Genomic DNA, 18152 nt, shown 5'->3' with positions numbered 1-18152 from the left:
AATCATTCCCCGACCGGCTCCGCAATAGCCTCCGCCAGCCAGCCGGGCAGGGACAGCGCGCCCATATCCTCGACCCGGCGCAGTTCGATCGAGAGACCGAGATCCGGGAGCGCCAGCCGCTGCCGTTTCTCGTCCGCGTCGGCCAGCGGCACCGCCACCAGCCTGCGGTTGACCTTGTTCCGGTAATGCATGCGGGCGGTGTTCTCCTGCCCGATATAGCAGCCCTTCTTGTAATCGACGCCGTTCAGTTCCTCGGCATTGGCCTCCAGCCAGAGCGTCTGGTCCTGACCCAGTTCCGCCGCGCCCTCCATGACGCCCAGCGACAGGCGATGCCGCCGCCACGCCGCGCTGGCGTCCCCGCCGTCTTCCGACGCCAGCCAACGATGGCCGAGTGCGGGCAAGCGAGGATCGAGCGGAGTATCCAAAACCCGTTCGTCCTGAGCTTGTCGAAGGACTGCCCTTTCTTCGGAGGAGAAGGACACGGCTTCGACAGGCTCAGCCCGAACGGAAATAGAGGAAACCGGTAAGGTCCAATGGACGGCGAGACTTTCATCCCGGGCGATCGTCACCTTGCGCCGCAGCCGGTACAGGGTCAGCCGCCGCGCCAGCGCGTCGGCCTGATCCGCCTCGCAATCGATCAGAATGTCGTCGCCATCGCCCCACAGGATGAAGTCGAACAGCGCCTTGCCCTGCGGCGTCAGCAGGCCGGACCAGCGCGGCGCATCGGCGCGCACGGCGGCGACATCCTGCGTCAGCAACCCTTGCAGGAAGGGCACGGCCTCCTCCCCGGAAACGCGGAGGACGGCGCGGTCGATAAGGGTGGTGTCGGGCGGGGTAGTATCGGGCATGGGCTTTAGGTAGGACAGCCTTGCCCAATAACCAAGCCGTTCGGGCTGAGCCTGTCGATGCCCTGTATTTCTTGAAAGGAAGTGCAGCCCTTCGACAAGCTCAGGGCGAACGGAGAAAGATGCCAAGCATGACCCAGACCTATGACCTGATCCTGAAGAACGGCACTGTCCACACACCGGGCGGATCGGAGCAGGCCGATGTGGGCGTGCGCGGCGGGAAGATTGCCGCCATCGGCACGGGTCTTGGCGACGCGGGCGAGACGATCGATTGCGCGGGGCTGGACGTGCTGCCCGGCTGCATCGACAGCCAGGTGCATTTCCGCGAGCCGGGGCTGGAGCATAAGGAGGACCTCGAATCGGGGAGCCGCGCGGCGGTGCTGGGCGGCGTGACCGCCGTGTTCGAGATGCCGAACACCAACCCCAACACCGACACCGCCGACCGCGTGCATGACAAGCTGCGCCGAGCGCATCACCGCATGTGGTGCGACCATGCCTTCTATGTCGGCGCGACCGCCGACAATGCGGAGGAGCTGAAGGAGCTGGAGCGCATCCCCGGCACGTCGGGGGTCAAGATCTTCATGGGCGCGTCGACCGGCAGCCTGCTGGTCGATGATGACAATGCGCTGGCCCGCGTGCTGGCGTCGGGCAGCCGCCGCGTCGCCATCCATGCCGAGGACGAGGCGCGGATGAACGCGCGCAAGGATCTGCGGGTAGAGGGCGATCCGTCATCCCATCCCATCTGGCGCGACGATGAAAGCGCGATGATCGCGACGAAGCGAATCATCGCGCTGGCGCGCAAGGCCCGGCGGCGCATCCACATCCTGCACATCACGACGCCCGCCGAGCTGGAATATATCGCGCAGAACAAGGACATCGCGACCTGCGAGGTGACGCCCCAGCATCTGACGCTGGCGGGCGAGGAAGCCTATCCGGCGATCGGCACCTATGCCCAGATGAACCCGCCGATCCGCAGCGCCGCGCATCGCGACGGGCTGTGGCGCTGGCTCAATCAGGGCGTGCCCGACGTGCTCGGTTCCGACCATGCGCCGCACACGATCGAGGAGAAGGCCAAGACCTATCCCGCCTCCCCCAGCGGCATGCCGGGCGTGCAGACGCTCGTCCCGCTGCTGCTGGATCATGTGGCGAAGGGACGGACGACGCTCCGCCGCTTTATCGAGTTGACGAGCAGCGGGCCGCAGCGCGTGTTCGGGCTGACCGGCAAGGGCCGGATCGCGCTTGGCTATGATGCGGACTTTACCGTGGTGGACCTCAAGAAGCGCTGGACCGTCGGCGGCGACTGGCTGGCGTCGCGCTGCGCCTGGTCGCCGTTCGAGGGCATGGAGCTGACCGGCAAGGCGGTGGGCACCATCATCCGCGGCAACCGGGTGATGTGGGAGGACAGCCTGGCCAATGCGGCGGTCGGCGAACCGGTGCGCTTTGAGGCGACGGAGTTCGGCGCCTAGAGCACCTGTTCTGTTTTTATTTGGACGTGCTCCTGCGCAGGCAGGAGCCCAGTTCAGACGGCGGGACTGGGCTGAAGCGAGGCACGTGACTCGCTTCAGTGCTTTCGCAGGAGCACGCTGCCTTAGGCTTCTGCGGGAGCCAGCCGCGCCGCGCGCATGCCGCGCAGCGAATCGATGGTGAACAGGATCAGCCCGGCCCAGATCAGCGAGAAGCTGATCAACTGGCCCCGGCTCAACGTCTCTCCAAACAGCAGCACGCCGGTCAGAAACTGCAGCGTCGGGGCGATATATTGCAGGACGCCCAGCGTCGCCATCGAAAGGCGCTGCGCCGCCACGGCGAACAGCAACAGCGGGATCGCCGTGATCGCCCCGGACAGCGTCAGCAGGATTGTGCTGCCGCTGTCCTTGCCGAACATATATCCGCCATGCTGGTACAGCCAGAGCAGATAGGCGGCGGCGAAGGGCGCGAGGATCACCGTTTCCGCGCCCAGCCCGCGCATCGGCGCGACCGGCGTCACTTTGCGCACCAGGCCGTAGAGGCCGAAACTCAATCCGATGACCAGGCTGATCCACAGCGTGTCGAGCGCGGAGGAGCCGAGGATCGCGACGCCCGTGGCCGCCACGCCCACCGCGATCATCTGCCCGCGCCGCAGCTTTTCCTTCAGGAAGATGACGCCCAGCATGATGTTGATCAGCGGGTTCAGGAAATAGCCGAGGCTCGCTGCGACCACATGGCCGTTATGAACCGCCCAGATATAGACCAGCCAGTTGATCGCGATCAGCGCCGACGATGCGGCGAGGGGCTTCATCAGGCGCGGGTCGCGCAGGACCACGCCGAAGGCGGGCAGGCCGGTCCGCAACGCGATGATCACCAGCATGAAGGCAAGCGACCATAGCAGCCGCTGCGCCACGATCTCCAGCGGCGCGAAATCCTGCAGCATATGGAAATAGACGGGCAGCAGCCCCCACATGGTGTAACAGCCGACGGCGCACGCCATGCCGTTGGCGGCCGAACCGTCCTCCTGCGTCTGCGATGGCATGCCGGCGGTGCAGGTCAGATGATGCCTCCGCCCAGGAACAGGCGGAGAGAGCCGAGCGCGATGACGATCAGGCAGAGGTTCCGGCCGCTGGTCCGCGAGGACAGCAGGCCGAACAACAATCCCACGACCGCCACCGGCAGGATGAACCAGTTCGCCCATCCCAGCAGGGGGATGACCGTGGGGATCATCAGGATCAACGCAAACAGGCCGATCAGCACGGAAAGGATGTTGAACATGGCGGCAGGATGCGCCGCCTTTCCCCGAAGGGCAAGCATGCGTGCGTCAAATTGCGACAATATGCAGCGGTTAAACGAAAATTGAGGCATTTACTCCATTCCATCCGCGATGTTTTACCCTGCGTCTGTTGTTCTGCAGGTCCACGACCGGCAGCTTGAAGGAGATGGACGGCCATGACTTCCCGGTTCTTGCGCTTTATTTCCATAAAGGCGGGCGTGATCGCCCTGCCCCTGCTGCTCGTGGCGTGCGGCGGGGACAAGGACGCCAATAATCTGGCCGAGCTGGACGCGCGCCTGACCAACGATATGAGCGACCCGGCCCTGCGCGGCGCGCTGGAAGGGCCGCTCGCGACCGACCCCGACCTTGCCGGACAGTCCAACGCCCGCGCCGTCCGCGCCGGCGAGAAGCCGCTGAGCGGCGCAGTGCCGGTCCTGCCCGCCAATGCCAAGGCCGCCGCCGCGCAGGCGCTGAAAGTCGCGGGCGGGCGGCTGGAAAGCACGCCCGCGCCGACAAAGGGCGAAGCCTGCGCCGAATGCGCCGCCAATCGCCCGGCCACGTTGGGCGCGATGGCGCGGGACCGTGGCACGGGCGGCAAGGGATGCGGCGCTATGCAATATGGCGCTGGCTGGGCCGAGCGCCTGCCCGCCGCCTTCCCCATCTATCCCGGTGCGCGCCTGATGGAGGCCGCCGGAAATGAGGGGCAATGCAAGCTGCGCGGGGTGAGCTTCGTGTCCGCCGTGCCGATGCAGGGGGTGATGGACTTCTACTACACCATCGCCCGCCGCAACGGATATGACGCGGAACATCAGCTCCTTGACGGCCAGCATGTGCTCGGCGGCACGCGGGCGAAGGATGACGGCGCCTATTTCATCACCTTCGACAATGCGCCGGGCGGCGGCACCACGGTTGATATCGTGGCGAATAACGGACGGTAATGGGGTGCGTCAGGGTGGCGGCTGACGAGGATTTGCGGCGTTAAATTCCTCCCCTTCAAGGCGAGGGGGACCAGCGAAGCTGGTGGAGGGGTATCGCCCTCTCGATGGCGGGGCACCCCTCCGTCATTCCTGCGGAATGCCACCTCCCCTTAAAGGGGAGGATTAAAAACCGTTAGCCCCCTGCCCACCCTTGTCGTCATGCCGGGCTAGACCCGGCATCCATTAGCTCTGCTGTTGAGCATTCATGCAACGATTGAGGCCCATGGATCCCGGATCAAGTCCGGGATGACGGCCGGTATTTGGGATGGGGCAATGTATTGCGGCAACGATACCCGCCATCCTCCCACCCCCCCGTCATCCCCGCGCAGGCGGGGACCCAACATGCCTTGGGCAAATCTGCGCATGGGGAGAGATGGGTTCCCGCCTGCGCGGGAATGACGCAGTGTGAAAGCACAAGACGTATGACAGCATAAGAGAAGTGTGAAAGCACATGAGTTGTCCGCCTGCGCCTACCATTCGGGTTCCCCCAACCCCATCCGGTAACCTTTCGTTAACCACCTTCCTCCATCTTCGGGAAACCTTATTCCCCGGCATGGAGATGCGCGCATGACTGCCCTGGCCCCCTTCGACATCGACGCCGCCGGACAGCCGCAGTTTACCGCTCCTATCCCGGCCAGGCCCGCCGCGCCCGCCACCACCTTCACTGCCGCCGTCACTGCCCACCCCCTCCCGGCCTTTCTCTTTTCGGCGCGGGGCAAGCTGCCGATCACGGTCATGGATTTCGCCGAGGACGGCGTAATCGCCAAGGGCGCGAAGCAGCCGCCCTGCGACAGCTATGCCCTGCTCGTCCGCAACGGCGTGAAGGTCCCCGCCATCGTAAGCTGGATCGAGGATGGCCGTTTCCGCCTGGATTTCGAGGAGCCGCTGGCCGACCCGCGCAAGCAGGCCGCGTTTCGGGGCATCGGCCGGGGTATAGGCCGGGCAGGCGCGGATTTGCATTAAGGCCGCGAAAATGCTGTCCTTCCCCGGTCAGGGTGAGGGGACGGCGCATGGCGGAGGGCGAGACAGGGAAAGAACCGGCTGCGGCCGAGGCTGCTATCCCGTCTGCGGCGCCTATCGTCGAAACCCAAACGGTCCGGCTGGTGCTGCGCTGGCTGCCCTTTGCGATGGCGGGCCATTTGCTCATCGGATTGCCGACGCTGATCATCTCCCTGGTCGTCGCCTATGGCACCTTCGTTCAGGCGCGGGCGACGCAGCGCATGCAGCAGGCCGCCGCCTGGCCGTTCGTCGCCTATGACACCAGCAATTATTCCGACGACGGCAATCACCGCATCAACCTGACCCTGACGAACAATGGCGTCGGCCCGGCGATGCTTGGCCCGGTCGAACTGCAATATCAGGGGAAGGCGATGCGCACGCCCTACCAATTGCTCGAAGCCTGTTGCGGATACCGGCCGGGACAGGCGATGATGCTGGCCACGACCCCGGCCAGCAAGGTGGTGCTGCGGCCCGGCGAGCAGATCGCCTTTTTCGACCTGCGCGACATGCCAGACAATGCGCCGCTGATCCGCCGGATGGAAAGCGAGCGGTGGAAGATCAGGGTCCGCGCCTGCTATTGCTCCATCTTCGACGATTGCTGGACCATAGAGGGCCAGCAGGCGAAGCCTCAGGCCGTGCCGCAATGCCCGACCAACTGGCAGGCCTATCGCGAACGATGAAGGGTTGGCGGCCCCGCTACCCCTCCGCCTCGCCGGCAAGCTTGCGCGCCATGCGTTCATGCTTGACGGCGATCTCGCGAAAACGGCGGGCGAGGTCCGGGTCGTCGGTGGTGTCGGCCCGCCGCCGCGCTTCCTTCGCAAGAAGCTGGTAGTGAATTATGTCGTTCAGGTCAGCCACTTGCTGTTATCCGCTCCCAATGGCCGGGCCATAGCATTGTTTCACGAAAGTGTAACAGGCTAAGCCGCCTTCCCCGGAAAGCCGCCATTTCCTTCGTCTGCGATTCCGACTAGGGCGTTGCGATGATCAACACCCTCATCGTCATGGGCGGCGGCGCAATGGGCGCGGCGCTGCGCTATCATCTGGGGCGGCTTGCGGCGCATCTGTTCGGCATGAACTATCCGTGGGGCACGCTGCTGGCGAACCTGCTGGGCGGTTTCGCGATGGGCGTCCTTGCCGGATGCCTCGCCCGTTCGGCCAGCGGCGGCGAGCCGGTCCGGCTGCTGCTGGGCGTCGGCGTGCTGGGCGGCTTCACCACCTTCTCCGCCTTCAGCCTGGAAACCTTCCTGATGATTGAGCGGGGCGAGGCGATGAGCGCGCTGCTCTATGTCCTGGCCTCCGTGATCGGCGCGGTCGCGGCGCTGGCGATCGGCCTGCTGGCCGTCAGGAGCATCGCATGAAGGGCGCGGGAAAAGGCCCGCCCAAGGGACCGCCGAAAGCGCGGGGCAAGGGTCCCGCCAAGAACGCCGCGATTGGGCGGAGCCGCGCGCCGGGCAAGGCCGGAAAGCCGGAGGGCCGTGACGCGAAGGCGCAACCTAAATTTGGCCAGAAACTTGGACCAAAATTCGCGAAAGGCGGCGACACGTCCGGCGGCAAAAATGCTCCGGCGCGCGCAGCCAAGCCCGCTGGCGCGAAGCCGAAGGCCCCCGTCCGCGCGGCGGAACCCAAATCCGGCGCGAGGCCGGTGGCGGCGGCCGCCAAGGATGCGGGCGTCACGCTGGACGTGCGCCAGTTCCGCGTCGCGCCCGACGATGACGGCATCCGGCTGGACCGCTGGTTCCAGCGCAACCTGCCCGATGTCGGCTTCAATATCGTCTCGCGCTGGGCGCGCACCGGCCAGCTTCGCGTCGATGGCGCGCGGGCCGCGCCGGGCGACCGGATCGCGGAGGGGCAGACGATCCGCGTGCCCCCGGCCGAGGAGAAGGCCGCGCGGCCCGACAAGCCGGAGCGCCCGAAACGCGCCCGCATCATCGACCTGACCGACGACGAGATCGCCTATGCGCAGGAGATGGTGATCCACACCGACGCGCAGGCGATCGTCATCAACAAACCGCCGGGACTGGCGACACAGGGCGGCACCAAGACCGACACCCATGTCGACCGCCTGCTCGACGCGTTGATGTTCGACAGTGAGCAGCGGCCCAAGCTGGTCCACCGGCTGGACAAGGATACGTCGGGCGCGCTGCTGATCGCGCGGTCGGCGCGGTCGGCGGGCTATTTCGCCAAGGCTTTCTCCAGCCGGACGGCGCGCAAAATCTATTGGGCGATCGTCATCGGCGTGCCCGACATTCATGACGGCATGATCGAACTGCCGCTGGCCAAGCAGCCGGGCACCGGCGGCGAGAAAATGCATGTCGACGAGAAGGAGGGCCTGCCCGCCCGCAGCCGGTATCGCGTGATCGACCGCGCGGGCAACCGCGCCGCCTGGGTGGAGCTTCAGCCCTTCTCCGGCCGCACCCACCAGCTCCGCGTGCATATGGCGGCGATCGGCCACCCGATTGTCGGCGACGGCAAATATGGCGGCAAGGATGCGTTCCTGAGCGGCACGATCAGCCGCAAGATGCACCTGCACGCCCGCCGCATCCGCATCGATCATCCCGATGGCGGCCATGTGGATGTGAAGGCGGAGCTGCCCGCGCATTTCCGCGACAGCCTGGAGGATCTGGGTTTCGACCTCACTCTGGGCGACATGCCGCTGGACGAGGAAATCGACACCTCGCCGACGCGGGAGGACGAGAAGAAGTTCGCGCGGCAGCACGCCAAAGCGGTGCGCAAGGAACGGCGGGGGGAACGGCGCGGGCGGGGGGCGCGGTGAGAATATGAAATCCGTTCGGGCTGAGCGAAGTCGAAGCCTTCCACTGAGCGGAGGCGAAGTGCCTTCGCTTGCGCTCAGGTGAACCCTTCGACAAGCTCAGGGCGAACGGAGTATTTTATTCCGCCAAGAAAAGAATAGCAGTCATGCACCCAGACCGTAATTTCCACTGGCGGGATCGCGCAGAAATGCGCGCATTTGTCGCCGAGACCGGCTTTGGCATGCTGTTCGCCACAACGCCGGACGGTCCGCGGGTCGCGCATGTGCCGGTGTTGTTTCGCGACGAGGAGCGGATCGCCTTCCATCTGTCCAACGGCAATCAGATCACCCGGCATCTTGCGGGGGCGGACGCGCTGTTCGTGGTCAACGGGCCGCATGACTATATCAGCCCCGACTGGTACGGCATGGACGATCAGGTGCCGACCTGGAACTATGTCTCCGTCGAGCTTCAGGGGCAGGTGGCGGCGCTGGACAAGGCCGCGCTGGCCGAACTGATCGACGCGCTGTCCACGGACCGGGAGCGCCGCCTGGCGCCCAAGCCCGTCTGGACGCGGGACAAGATGCGCGACGGGCTGTTCGACCGGATGCTGTGCGCGATCACGGGGTTCGAGATGCGGATCGACGCCTGGCGCGGCACTCGCAAGCTGGGCCAGAACAAGCCGGCACCGGCGCGGGAGGCCGCCGCCGATGCGCTGGACGCGCTGGGCAGTAGCAGACTTGCCGGCCTGATGCGTAAGAGCTGACATGAGCAACCCCCTCGTCATATTCGACTGCGACGGCACGCTGGTCGACAGCCAGCACAGCATTTGCACCGCCATGGTCCGCGCGTTCGAGGCGGTGAAGTTGCCGCCGCCGGGGCGGATGGACATTCTTTCGGTCGTCGGCCTGTCCCTGCCCCATGCCGTGGCGCGGCTGCTGCCCGATGCGGACGGGGCGTTTCACGACCATGTGTCGGATCATTACAAGAGCGCCTTTCACGCGATGCGCGGCGAGGGGGCGGTCAGCGAGCCGCTCTATGACGGCATCGCCGAGCTGATCGCGGCGCTGGACAAGCAGGGCTGGCTGCTGGGCGTCGCCACCGGCAAGTCCGACCGCGGCCTGAACATGTGCCTCACCCATCATGGCATCATCGACCGGTTCGTGACGCTGCAGACGGCCGACCGGCATCCGTCCAAGCCCCACCCGTCGATGATCGCGCAGGCGATGGCGGACGCGGGCGCGGCCCCCGAAACCACGGTGATGATCGGCGACACCAGTTTCGACATAGAGATGGCCGTCAATGCGGGCGTGCGCGGGATCGGCGTCGCCTGGGGCTATCACCCGCCGGAGATATTGCGCGAGTCCGGGGCGGTCGCGGTGGCGGAAACCAGCGATGAACTCGCCCGCTATATCGGGTCAACGCGATAAGGAATGCGAGGGTGTTGGGGGTGAAATTCACCTTCGATCCTACAAATAAATCTTTGTTTTTGAAGTAGTTAATTTGGGCGCGAAAAAGACCCCTGTTGGAACCCTCGCCTTTGTTGGAACCCTCGCCTTTGTTAAATCGTGCTCCTGCGCAGGCAGGAGCCCAGTTCGGACGGCGGGACTGGACTCCTGCTTTCGCAGGAGCACGTCGTATTTCAAACTGATCGGCGCATGCATACGCTCGCGTTTGCAGGCACATGGTGCGGGTAGAGGCTATCCGGCACATAGTCCGGGATCGCGGTTTCGCAGCGCCATGGTGGACAGGGATGCGCTGGCCCGCCATAGCGGCTCCCCATGACACACCGTCCCGATGACGCCGCCCGCGCGCGGTTCCTGGCCATCAACCTGTTCCGCCTGTCCGGCGTGTTCATCGTCATGTTCGGCTTTCTGATCATGATGGAGCGCTTCGGCTGGGTGCAGGGGGACAAGGCGAAGATCATGGGCGCGATCATCGCGACCGTCGGCATGTTCCAGACAATCATCGTGCCGCGCATCCTGCTGCGCGCCTGGCGCACGCCGCCGTCCGAGTGAGCCAAACGATGAAGCGTTTCTACAAGGATGCCGCCGCTATGGCCGTGGAAGGCGGCTTTGCCGTTCATCTGGACGGGCGGCCGGTCCGCACCCCGGCCCGCGCCCCGCTGATCCTGCCCACCGCAGCGATGGGCGAAGCGGTCGCCGCCGAATGGGCCGCGCAGGGCGAGGAGATCGACCCGCGCAGCATGACCGCCACCGGCTTCGCCAATGCCGCCATCGATCAGATCGCACCAAACCACGCGGCCTTCGCCGCCGGAGTCGCGCGCTATGGCGAGAGCGACCTGCTTTGCTATCGCGCGGAAAACCCTACGCCGCTCGTCGCCCGGCAGGCGTCGGAGTGGGACCCGCTGATCGGCTGGGCGCGCGACCGGTATGACATCGCCTTCCGCGTGACCGCCGGCATCCTGCCGGTTGATCAGCCGCCGGAAACGATTGCCCGCCTGTCCGCCGTGGTCGCCGCATTCGACCCGTTCATGCTGGCCGGGCTGTCGACGGTGGTGAGCATCGGCGGGTCGCTGATCTGCGGCCTGGCGCTGGTCGAGGGCGGGCTTGACCGGGACCGGATCTGGGCCGCGACCGAGCTGGACGAGCTGTGGCAGGCCGAACAATGGGGCGAAGATGCCGACGCCGTTCAGCATCGCGAAAGGCGGCGCGCGGAATTTGATGCAGCCGCCACCTTCTGCAAAATGGCGGTTAGGTGAAACGGAACCGTTATGAATGGTATCCGTTCGTCTGGAGAGTGTGACAACTGCAAGGAGACCCTGACGTTGAAATTGACCGTCCTTTCCGCCCTTCTGATCATGGCTTCCCCGCTGGCCCTGACCGCGCCTGCGATCGCGCAGGACGCTGCAGCGGCAGCGCCCGCCGCGACGCCGATGACGCCGGAACAGGTCGCCGCGTTCAACCAGGCCGTTACGGACTTCACCGCGGGCCAGCAGGCGCAGCAGTCCGGCGACAATGCCGGGGCAGCCGCCAAATATGACGCCGCCCTGCCCGCCATTCGCGCCGCCGTGCAGGCCCAGCCCGCCAATATCGACAATGTGAACTTCCTCGCCAACGCGCTCTACGCCAATGCCGCCGCCAAGAGCGCGCTGAACAAGCCCGATGAAGTCGTCGCGCTGTTCGAGGAATCCGCGCCCCACTGGCGCAAGGTGGTGGAGGCCAAGCCCGCCGACGCCGCCAGCCGCAACATCCTGGCCGGCATTCTGGTCCAGTTGGGCAATGGCAAGCTGTCCAAGCAGGACAAGGCGGGCGCTGACCCGCTCTATGCCGAGGCGATCACCCTCGCCCGCAAGTCGGTCGCGGAAAATGCAGCCGATCCCGCTGCGAACAACCTGCTGCTTTCCGGCCTGATCGGGGCGAGCCAGACCAGCACCGATGCGAAGGTGAAGGAAGAAGCCGTCGCGATGAGCAAGAAGATGCTGGCCGATGGATCGGTGGATGCAGTGAATAAGCCTTCGGCGCAGGCGCTTACGGGCACGAAATAGAAATCCCGTTCGCTCTGAGCGAAGTCGAAGAGTTCCACCGAACGCAGTGAGGTGTCTTCGCCTTCGCTCAGACGAGGGCTTCGACTTCGCTCAGCCCGAACGGAATATGGGGAAACCCTACCTCAAGACGGCGGCGCGGCCTCGCCCTTGGCCATGAACCAGCGGGCGGCGATGACGCCCGCGACCACCAGCCCCACGAAATCGCTGAACGCGAGGTAGAGGAAATAGCGCCATGGCGCATGGTTGAAGATCGGCTGGCCGATGTGCAGCCACAGCACCGCCGCGCCGCTGAACAGGAACGTCAGCTTCACCCGCGCGGCGAAATCATGGGCGACCATGCGCAGCGCGACCGCGATCAGCACGCCGACGACCAGAGACAGGATGAACCCGGCGATCAGCGCGCCATTGTCCATCACCGGAAAGCCGCCGGTGTTGAAAAACACCTGCGCCACCGGCCCTTTGCCGTACAGCACCGTGCCCGCGCTCGTCGCGGGCGAGGGGATGATATAGACGCCGGTGCCCGTCGGCGTCAGCGCCTGCGCCATCGCCGCCTGCAGATTGGCGCTGGCCTGCTCCTCCGCCGTCGAGAAGGCGAGACCGGACAGCGGCGTGCCCCAGAAGATGAACCCTGTAAGGAATAGAGCAAGGCCGCCGAAAAGGCCGCCTATCGTGGCGCGTATCATTGCAACCCTCCCGCTTTCGGAGTCGGTCATGCAGGCTGATCCCACAACAGCGGAACGTCAATCACTATCGGGAACGGCCTTGCCCAGCTTGCGGATGAAACCGATCAGGCCGGTCTGACGGCTGCGCTTCATCCGTTCGGATTCGAGGATCGTCTTGACCTTCAGGAAGCAGCTTTCCGCGTCGTCATTGCACAGCACATAATCATAGCCGTCCCAGTGGGCGATCTCACCCGCCGCGCGCGACATGCGGCCCTGGATCACTTCCTCGCTGTCGGTAGCGCGGCCGCGCAGACGGCTTTCCAGCTCCTCCAGCGAGGGCGGCAGGATGAACACCCGCACCACGTCGCCGCCGGCAATCTGGTAAAGCTGTTGCGCGCCCTGCCAGTCGATGTCGAACAGCACGTCGCGGCCGGACTTCAGCATCGCCTCCACCGGCGCGCGCGGCGTACCGTAGCGATGGCCGAACACATGCGCCCATTCGAGGAACTCATTGTCCGCAACCATCGCGCGGAACCGCTCCAGATCGACGAAATGATAGTCCTTGCCGTCCGCCTCGCCCGGACGAATCGGCCGGGTGGTCGCGGAAACCGACATTTGCAGCGTCGGATCGGCGGCGAGCAGCTTGCGCGCGATGGTGGATTTGCCCGCGCCCGAAGGGGAGGAGAGCACGAAAAGAACGCCGCGCCGCTTGAAACCGTGGGGGTCCGACTGGATGCTGTCTGCCATGCCTGCTAGTGGCTGCGTAAGGGCGCTTTGGCAAGAGGGGACGCGATGATGGGAAGCCGCCGGGTGGCATGGATCGCCATTCCCGTCCTCATCGCCATCACCGTCACGATATTGCTGGCCATGGGCCGCCCGCCCATCTGCGCCTGCGGGACGATCAGCCTGTGGCATGGGGCGATCAACAGCAGCGAGGACAGCCAGCAGCTAAGCGACTGGTACAGTTTCAGCCATGTCATCCACGGCTTCCTGTTCTTCGGCGGCGGCTGGTTGCTGCTCCGCCGCTATGCCGCGCCGGTGCGGCTGATCCTGGCCGTGGCGCTGGAAAGCGGCTGGGAGATATTGGAGAACTCGCCGGTCATCATCGACCGCTATCGCACGGCGACGATCGCGCTCGGCTATAATGGCGACAGCGTGCTCAATTCGGTGAGCGACATCGGCATGATGATGCTGGGTTTCCTGTTCGCGGCGCGCATGCCGGTGAAGGTCACCGTGCTGACGGCCATCGCCTTCGAGCTGTTCACGCTGTGGATGATCCGCGACAATCTGACGCTCAACATCCTGATGCTGGCTGCGCCGGTCGACGCGATCAGGGTGTGGCAGGCGGGTGCGTAACCGGCTCGTCCGGATTGATCGGGCGCGCCTTGCGATAGGCGACGCGGGCCTTTAGCGGCGCGCGGGGCTGACGCCCGTTCTTCCGCCCGCCCTTCGGGACCAGGCCGTCATCGACCGCCGCCTCATGCGGGCCTTTCTTGTCGATGTCCTTTTTCTTCTGCCACAGCTTGTGCGCGACATAAACACCGCCAATGGCGATTGCGCCCAGCGGGGAGCGGGTCAGGACGCGCGTCGCCAGCATGCCGGCCGCCGCGCCCACCAGCCCCGCCTTGCCGGTTTCGGCCGCGATACGGGTCCCGATAATGGTGGTCGCAATCTTGCCAAGCATCCGCATCTTCGTCCGTCCCTGTTCGATGTCGTCTGCCATGAAGAATGTATAGGGCGACGAAACGGTTCCGGGAAGCGATGGATTCAGGGCGCGGAGCTTCCTTATCACCTCCGTTCGCCCTGAGCGAAGTCGAAGGGCACGCCTGAACGAAGTGAAGGCACTTCGCTGCGCTCAGTGGAAGGCTTCGACTTCGCTCAGCCCGAACGGAAGTTTGATTATTGCCTGGCATGCTCCTACGCAGGCAGGAGCCCAGTTCGGTCGGCGGGACTAGGCTCCTGCCTGCGCAGGAGCACGCTGACCACTACCGCCCCACCATATCCTCCGGCTTCACCAGCCGGTCGAACGTCACCTCATCCACCAGCCCCAGCGCAAGGCCCGCCTGGCGCAGCGTCTGCCCCTCGGCATGGGCGTGTTTGGCGATTTTGGCGGCATTGTCGTATCCGATCTCCGGCGCCAGCGCCGTCACCAGCATCAGCGAGCGGTCGACCAGTTCGGCGATCCGCGTCTCATTCGCCTCCAGCCCCTCGATGCAGCGTTCGGCGAAGCTGTCCATGCCGACGGCGAGCAGATGGATGGAGCGCAGCACCGCCGCACCGATCACCGGTTTGAACACGTTAAGCTCCAGATGTCCCTGAAGCCCGCCGACCGTCACGGCCTGATGATTGCCGATCACCTGCGCGGCGACCATCGTCATCATCTCGCACTGGGTCGGGTTGACCTTGCCCGGCATGATCGAGCTGCCCGGCTCGTTCGCGGGCAGGTCCAGCTCGCCAAGGCCGGAGCGCGGGCCGGAGCCGAGCAGGCGAACGTCATTGGCGATTTTGGTCAGCGCGACCGCCAGCGCGTTCAGCGTGCCGGACAGGTGGACGAGCGGATCGTTCGACGCCAGCGCCTCAAACTTGTTGTCGGCGGTGCGGAAGGGCAGGCCGGTGATCGCCGCGATTTCCTGCGCCACCGCCACGTCGAAGCCGTGCGGCGCGTTGAGGCCGGTGCCGACCGCCGTGCCGCCCTGCGCCAGCGCCATCATGCCATGCATCGCCGCCGGCTCGATGCGCTTGCGGCTGCGATAGATTTGATGCGCATAGCCGGAAAATTCCTGGCCCAGCGTCAGCGGCGTCGCGTCCTGCAAATGGGTGCGGCCGATCTTGACGATATGGTCCCACGCCTTCGCCTTTGCGTCGAGCGCCGCGAACAGCCGGTCGAGCGCGGGAAACAGCTTTTCCGTCACCGCAATGGCGGCTGCGATGTGCAGCGCGGTCGGGAAGCTGTCGTTGGACGACTGGCCCATATTCACATGATCATTGGGGTGCACCGGCGACTTGCCGCCGCGTTTGCCCGCCAGCATTTCGTTGGCGCGACCGGCGATCACCTCATTGACGTTCATGTTGGACTGGGTGCCGCTGCCGGTCTGCCAGATGACGAGCGGGAACTGATCGTCATGCGCGCCGGAGATGACCTCGATCGCCGCCTTCTCGATCGCGTCGGCCAGATCACCCGCCAGGTCATGCCCCCGGTTCACCCGCGCCGCCGCCTGCTTCACAATGGCGAGGGCATGGACGATGCCGATCGGCATCCGCTCCGTATCGCCAAAGGGGAAATTCTCGATGCTGCGCTGCGTCTGCGCGCCCCAATAGGCGGCGGCGGGAACCTCTATCGCGCCAATGCTGTCGGTTTCGGTGCGGGTGTCGGCCATCGAGCAAATCCCTTCCTGAGAATCATTCGCAATTCAGGAAGTTCATGTGGGGCAGCGGAAAGCCGAATGCCAGCCTTTATTTCTTCTTGCCGAAATCCACCGTGACGACGTTGGAGCCGTCTTCGCTGCTGGCCAGCGGGGCGTCATTTTCCGCCTCATGCGGTTCCGGCCCGTCGCCTGCATCCTGCACCTGGAACTGCAGCGCGAAATTCACCGCGGGATCGACGAAGGCGGTGATCGCCGCGAAGGGGATGTTGAGGTGGGCGGGCACCTGATTGAAGGTCAGGCTGACCTCGAACGCCTGGGCGCCGACCTTCAGGTCCCAATATTTATTCTGCAGGACGATGGTCATCTCGTCCGGGAAGCGCTCGGTCAGCGATTTGGGGATTTCCACGCCCGCCGCATGCGTCTTGAACGTGATATAGAAGTGATGGCCGCCCGGCAGGCCGCCCGAACGCTCCACCTCTCCCAGCACGCGGCCGACAACGGCGCGCAGGGCTTCCTGCACGATTTCATCGTACGGAATCAGGCTATCTGGAAGGTCGTCGCTCATTCGGGCATCTTACCTAACGATGAAGCACAGGCGGTCAAGGGCCTGAAATGGGGCGGCTATGCCCGGCGGGCAAGGGCAATCCCGGATTGCGCGCGTGGGAATCCCCGTTATAGGGCTGCGCATGCGCATAGCGGAAATCCACAGAAAGACCGCGGAAACGTCCATCGACGTGGTGGTCAACCTTGACGGCACGGGCCTCTATACCGTGTCGACGGGCATCGGTTTTCTCGACCATATGCTGGAGCAGCTTTCGCGCCATTCGCTGATCGACCTTCAGGTGAAAACGGTCGGCGACCTGCATGTCGACCAGCATCACACGACCGAGGATACGGGCATCGCCATCGGCGAGGCGATCGCCAAGGCGCTGGGCGACAAGCGCGGCATCGCGCGGTACGGCACCGCTTATTCGCCGATGGACGAGACGCTGACCCGCGTGGCGCTGGACATTTCCGGCCGCCCCTGGCTGGTGTGGAAGGCCGCATTCAACGTGCAGCGCCTGGGCGAATGGGATACGGAGCTGATCGAGCACTGGTTCCACAGCTTCGCCCAGTCGGCCGGCATCACCCTGCATGTCGAAAATCTCTACGGCAGCAACAACCATCATATCGTTGAAAGCTGCTACAAGGGTCTGGCCCGCGCGCTGCGGCAGGCCGTCGAGATCGACCCGCGCAAGGCGGACAGCATTCCATCGACCAAGGGCATGCTGGGCGGGGCCTGATTCCCTCCGCCCCTTACCGAAGGAGCCACCCCATGTTCGTCATCACGCTCACCTACAAGGTAGATCTGGACGTGGTGGACAGCCATATGGACGCGCATCTCGCCTGGATCAAAACGGCGCTGGCCGACGGGTGGCTGCTGATCGCCGGGCGGCAGGTGCCCCGCGTGGGCGGCATATTGATCGCGCGCGGCATCCGCGAGGATATTGAGGCGAAGGCGGCGACCGATCCCTTCGTGATCAACGGCGCGGCCGATTTCACCGTGACCGAATTCCTGCCGCGCTTCGTGGCGGCCGGGCTGGAGAGCCTGCAGCCGTGATCGCCCTGATCGATTATGGCGCGGGCAATCTGCATTCCGTCCACAATGCATTGAAGAAGGCGGGCGCAGCCGATGCAGTGATCACCGCCGACCCGGACGCCGTGGCGAAGGCCGACCGCATCGTCCTGCCCGGCGTCGGCGCGTTCCGCGCGTGCCGCGACGCGCTGGTCGGGATCGACGGCATGGTGGACGCGATGCGCGCGGCGGTGCTGGACAGGGGCGCGCCCTTCCTGGGCGTGTGCGTCGGCATGCAGTTGCTGGCCGATGCGGGGGAGGAGTTCGGGCGGCATGAGGGGCTGGGCTGGATCGGCGGCACCGTCCGCATGATCGAACCGGCCGACCCGGCGGTGAAGGTGCCGCATATGGGCTGGAACGATGTGGTCCTCGCCGGATCGCCTCCGTTGCTGGAAGCAGGCGAGGCCTATTTCCTGCACAGCTATCATTTCGACGCGACCGACCCGGCCGATGTCGCCGCGACCACCGATCATGGCGGGCCGCTGGTCGCCGCCGTCGCGCGCGGCAACATCATGGGCGCGCAGTTCCATCCGGAAAAGAGCCAGCGTTACGGGCTTTCCTTCCTCTCCCGTTTTCTGGAGTGGCGGCCGTGAGAGGAAAGAATTTCCGTGTTCCTGCGAAAGCAGGAACCCAGTCCCGCCGTCCGATCTGGACTCCTGCCTCCGCAGGAGCACGGCATCCTATTTCTCATCTG

At 65.3% G+C, this 18152-nt stretch carries 24 protein-coding genes; 15 read left to right on the top strand and 9 right to left on the bottom strand.

Going from position 1 to position 18152, the window contains the following annotated elements; translation table 11 throughout:
- Positions 1-2 precede the first annotated feature (2 nt).
- Complete coding sequence (gene ygfZ, locus KFK14_RS02495; protein ID WP_212609753.1) at positions 3-848, bottom strand: CAF17-like 4Fe-4S cluster assembly/insertion protein YgfZ; 846 nt, start codon at positions 846-848, stop codon at positions 3-5.
- A 128-nt stretch (positions 849-976) separates the two neighbouring features.
- Between ygfZ and KFK14_RS02490 the strand changes: the two genes are divergently transcribed.
- Positions 977-2311, top strand: a complete 1335-nt coding sequence (locus KFK14_RS02490) for a dihydroorotase (protein ID WP_070157477.1) — start codon at positions 977-979, stop codon at positions 2309-2311.
- Between the two features lie 122 nt (positions 2312-2433).
- On the opposite strand, the gene rarD is transcribed toward KFK14_RS02490, so the two are convergent.
- Positions 2434-3351: an EamA family transporter RarD gene (gene rarD, locus KFK14_RS02485; protein WP_212609752.1), complete on the bottom strand. Its 918-nt coding sequence runs from the start codon at positions 3349-3351 to the stop codon at positions 2434-2436.
- Between the two features lie 14 nt (positions 3352-3365).
- Positions 3366-3587, bottom strand: a complete 222-nt coding sequence (locus KFK14_RS02480; RefSeq protein ID WP_070157479.1) for a hypothetical protein — start codon at positions 3585-3587, stop codon at positions 3366-3368.
- Between the two features lie 174 nt (positions 3588-3761).
- Between KFK14_RS02480 and KFK14_RS02475 the strand changes: the two genes are divergently transcribed.
- From KFK14_RS02475 to KFK14_RS02465, 3 genes are all read left to right on the top strand, one after another.
- Positions 3762-4523, top strand: a complete 762-nt coding sequence (locus KFK14_RS02475; RefSeq protein WP_212609751.1) for a hypothetical protein — start codon at positions 3762-3764, stop codon at positions 4521-4523.
- A 606-nt stretch (positions 4524-5129) separates the two neighbouring features.
- Positions 5130-5525, top strand: coding sequence for a hypothetical protein (locus KFK14_RS02470; protein WP_212609750.1), 396 nt, complete (start codon positions 5130-5132; stop codon positions 5523-5525).
- 47 nt (positions 5526-5572) lie between these two features.
- Positions 5573-6241, top strand: a complete 669-nt coding sequence (locus tag KFK14_RS02465; protein ID WP_212609749.1) for a hypothetical protein — start codon at positions 5573-5575, stop codon at positions 6239-6241.
- 16 nt (positions 6242-6257) lie between these two features.
- On the opposite strand, the gene KFK14_RS02460 is transcribed toward KFK14_RS02465, so the two are convergent.
- Positions 6258-6419, bottom strand: coding sequence for a hypothetical protein (locus KFK14_RS02460; RefSeq protein ID WP_171905905.1), 162 nt, complete (start codon positions 6417-6419; stop codon positions 6258-6260).
- Positions 6420-6541: 122 nt separating this feature from the next.
- On the opposite strand from KFK14_RS02460, the gene crcB reads away from it, so the two are divergent.
- The 7 genes from crcB to KFK14_RS02425 all read left to right on the top strand — a co-directional run bounded on the left by crcB (position 6542) and on the right by KFK14_RS02425 (position 11816).
- Positions 6542-6919 (top strand): fluoride efflux transporter CrcB, encoded by a 378-nt coding sequence (crcB, locus tag KFK14_RS02455; RefSeq protein WP_070157466.1) that lies wholly within the window; start codon positions 6542-6544, stop codon positions 6917-6919.
- Positions 6916-8334 carry an RluA family pseudouridine synthase gene (locus KFK14_RS02450; RefSeq protein ID WP_212609748.1) on the top strand — a complete coding sequence of 473 codons (1419 nt, stop codon included), beginning with the start codon at positions 6916-6918 and terminating at the stop codon, positions 8332-8334. Before crcB ends, KFK14_RS02450 begins: the two co-directional genes overlap by 4 nt.
- Positions 8335-8477: 143 nt before the next feature.
- The gene (locus KFK14_RS02445) at positions 8478-9074 is read left to right on the top strand and encodes an FMN-binding negative transcriptional regulator (RefSeq protein WP_212609747.1); all 597 of its coding nucleotides are present in this window, start codon (positions 8478-8480) and stop codon (positions 9072-9074) included.
- A gap of 1 nt (position 9075) precedes the next feature.
- On the top strand, positions 9076-9738 hold the full coding sequence (locus KFK14_RS02440; protein ID WP_212609746.1) for an HAD-IA family hydrolase: 663 nt from the start codon (positions 9076-9078) through the stop codon (positions 9736-9738).
- A 351-nt stretch (positions 9739-10089) separates the two neighbouring features.
- Positions 10090-10326: a hypothetical protein gene (locus KFK14_RS02435; RefSeq protein ID WP_212609745.1), complete on the top strand. Its 237-nt coding sequence runs from the start codon at positions 10090-10092 to the stop codon at positions 10324-10326.
- An 8-nt stretch (positions 10327-10334) separates the two neighbouring features.
- Positions 10335-11030: an ATP12 family chaperone protein gene (locus KFK14_RS02430; protein WP_212609744.1), complete on the top strand. Its 696-nt coding sequence runs from the start codon at positions 10335-10337 to the stop codon at positions 11028-11030.
- A 99-nt stretch (positions 11031-11129) separates the two neighbouring features.
- On the top strand, positions 11130-11816 hold the full coding sequence (locus tag KFK14_RS02425; RefSeq protein ID WP_212610992.1) for a hypothetical protein: 687 nt from the start codon (positions 11130-11132) through the stop codon (positions 11814-11816).
- A 122-nt stretch (positions 11817-11938) separates the two neighbouring features.
- On the opposite strand, the gene KFK14_RS02420 is transcribed toward KFK14_RS02425, so the two are convergent.
- Both KFK14_RS02420 and gmk read right to left on the bottom strand, forming a co-directional pair.
- Positions 11939-12499: a hypothetical protein gene (locus KFK14_RS02420; RefSeq protein ID WP_070157584.1), complete on the bottom strand. Its 561-nt coding sequence runs from the start codon at positions 12497-12499 to the stop codon at positions 11939-11941.
- A 57-nt stretch (positions 12500-12556) separates the two neighbouring features.
- Positions 12557-13225 (bottom strand): guanylate kinase, encoded by a 669-nt coding sequence (gmk, locus tag KFK14_RS02415; RefSeq protein ID WP_212609743.1) that lies wholly within the window; start codon positions 13223-13225, stop codon positions 12557-12559.
- Positions 13226-13270: 45 nt separating this feature from the next.
- Here gmk and KFK14_RS02410 point away from each other — a divergent pair, with 45 nt between their 5' ends.
- Positions 13271-13834, top strand: a complete 564-nt coding sequence (locus tag KFK14_RS02410; RefSeq protein WP_425516649.1) for a DUF2585 domain-containing protein — start codon at positions 13271-13273, stop codon at positions 13832-13834.
- On the opposite strand, the gene KFK14_RS02405 is transcribed toward KFK14_RS02410, so the two are convergent.
- From KFK14_RS02405 to KFK14_RS02395, 3 genes are all read right to left on the bottom strand, one after another.
- Positions 13809-14201 carry a hypothetical protein gene (locus tag KFK14_RS02405; protein ID WP_212609742.1) on the bottom strand — a complete coding sequence of 131 codons (393 nt, stop codon included), beginning with the start codon at positions 14199-14201 and terminating at the stop codon, positions 13809-13811. The genes KFK14_RS02410 and KFK14_RS02405 overlap by 26 nt on opposite strands.
- A gap of 262 nt (positions 14202-14463) precedes the next feature.
- Entirely contained in the window at positions 14464-15855 is a 1392-nt protein-coding gene (fumC, locus tag KFK14_RS02400; protein WP_212609741.1) for a class II fumarate hydratase, read from the bottom strand.
- Positions 15856-15931: 76 nt separating this feature from the next.
- Positions 15932-16408, bottom strand: coding sequence for an SspB family protein (locus KFK14_RS02395; protein WP_070157588.1), 477 nt, complete (start codon positions 16406-16408; stop codon positions 15932-15934).
- Positions 16409-16529: 121 nt separating this feature from the next.
- On the opposite strand from KFK14_RS02395, the gene hisB reads away from it, so the two are divergent.
- Genes hisB through hisH form a run of 3 tightly spaced genes read left to right on the top strand, consistent with a single transcriptional unit; the run spans position 16530 to position 18051 of the window.
- A complete protein-coding gene (gene hisB / locus KFK14_RS02390) occupies positions 16530-17126 on the top strand; it encodes an imidazoleglycerol-phosphate dehydratase HisB (RefSeq protein WP_212610990.1) in 597 nt (198 codons plus the stop codon).
- A gap of 32 nt (positions 17127-17158) precedes the next feature.
- Positions 17159-17443 carry a YciI family protein gene (locus tag KFK14_RS02385; protein WP_212609740.1) on the top strand — a complete coding sequence of 95 codons (285 nt, stop codon included), beginning with the start codon at positions 17159-17161 and terminating at the stop codon, positions 17441-17443.
- Positions 17440-18051, top strand: a complete 612-nt coding sequence (hisH, locus tag KFK14_RS02380; RefSeq protein ID WP_070157591.1) for an imidazole glycerol phosphate synthase subunit HisH — start codon at positions 17440-17442, stop codon at positions 18049-18051. Before KFK14_RS02385 ends, hisH begins: the two co-directional genes overlap by 4 nt.
- Positions 18052-18152: the final 101 nt, after the last annotated feature.

It is taken from the genome of Sphingobium phenoxybenzoativorans, assembly GCF_018286635.1.
Lineage (GTDB): Bacteria > Pseudomonadota > Alphaproteobacteria > Sphingomonadales > Sphingomonadaceae > Sphingobium > Sphingobium phenoxybenzoativorans.
Note: the sequence above shows the minus strand (reverse complement) of the source record. Positions and strands in the feature narration are given on the sequence as shown.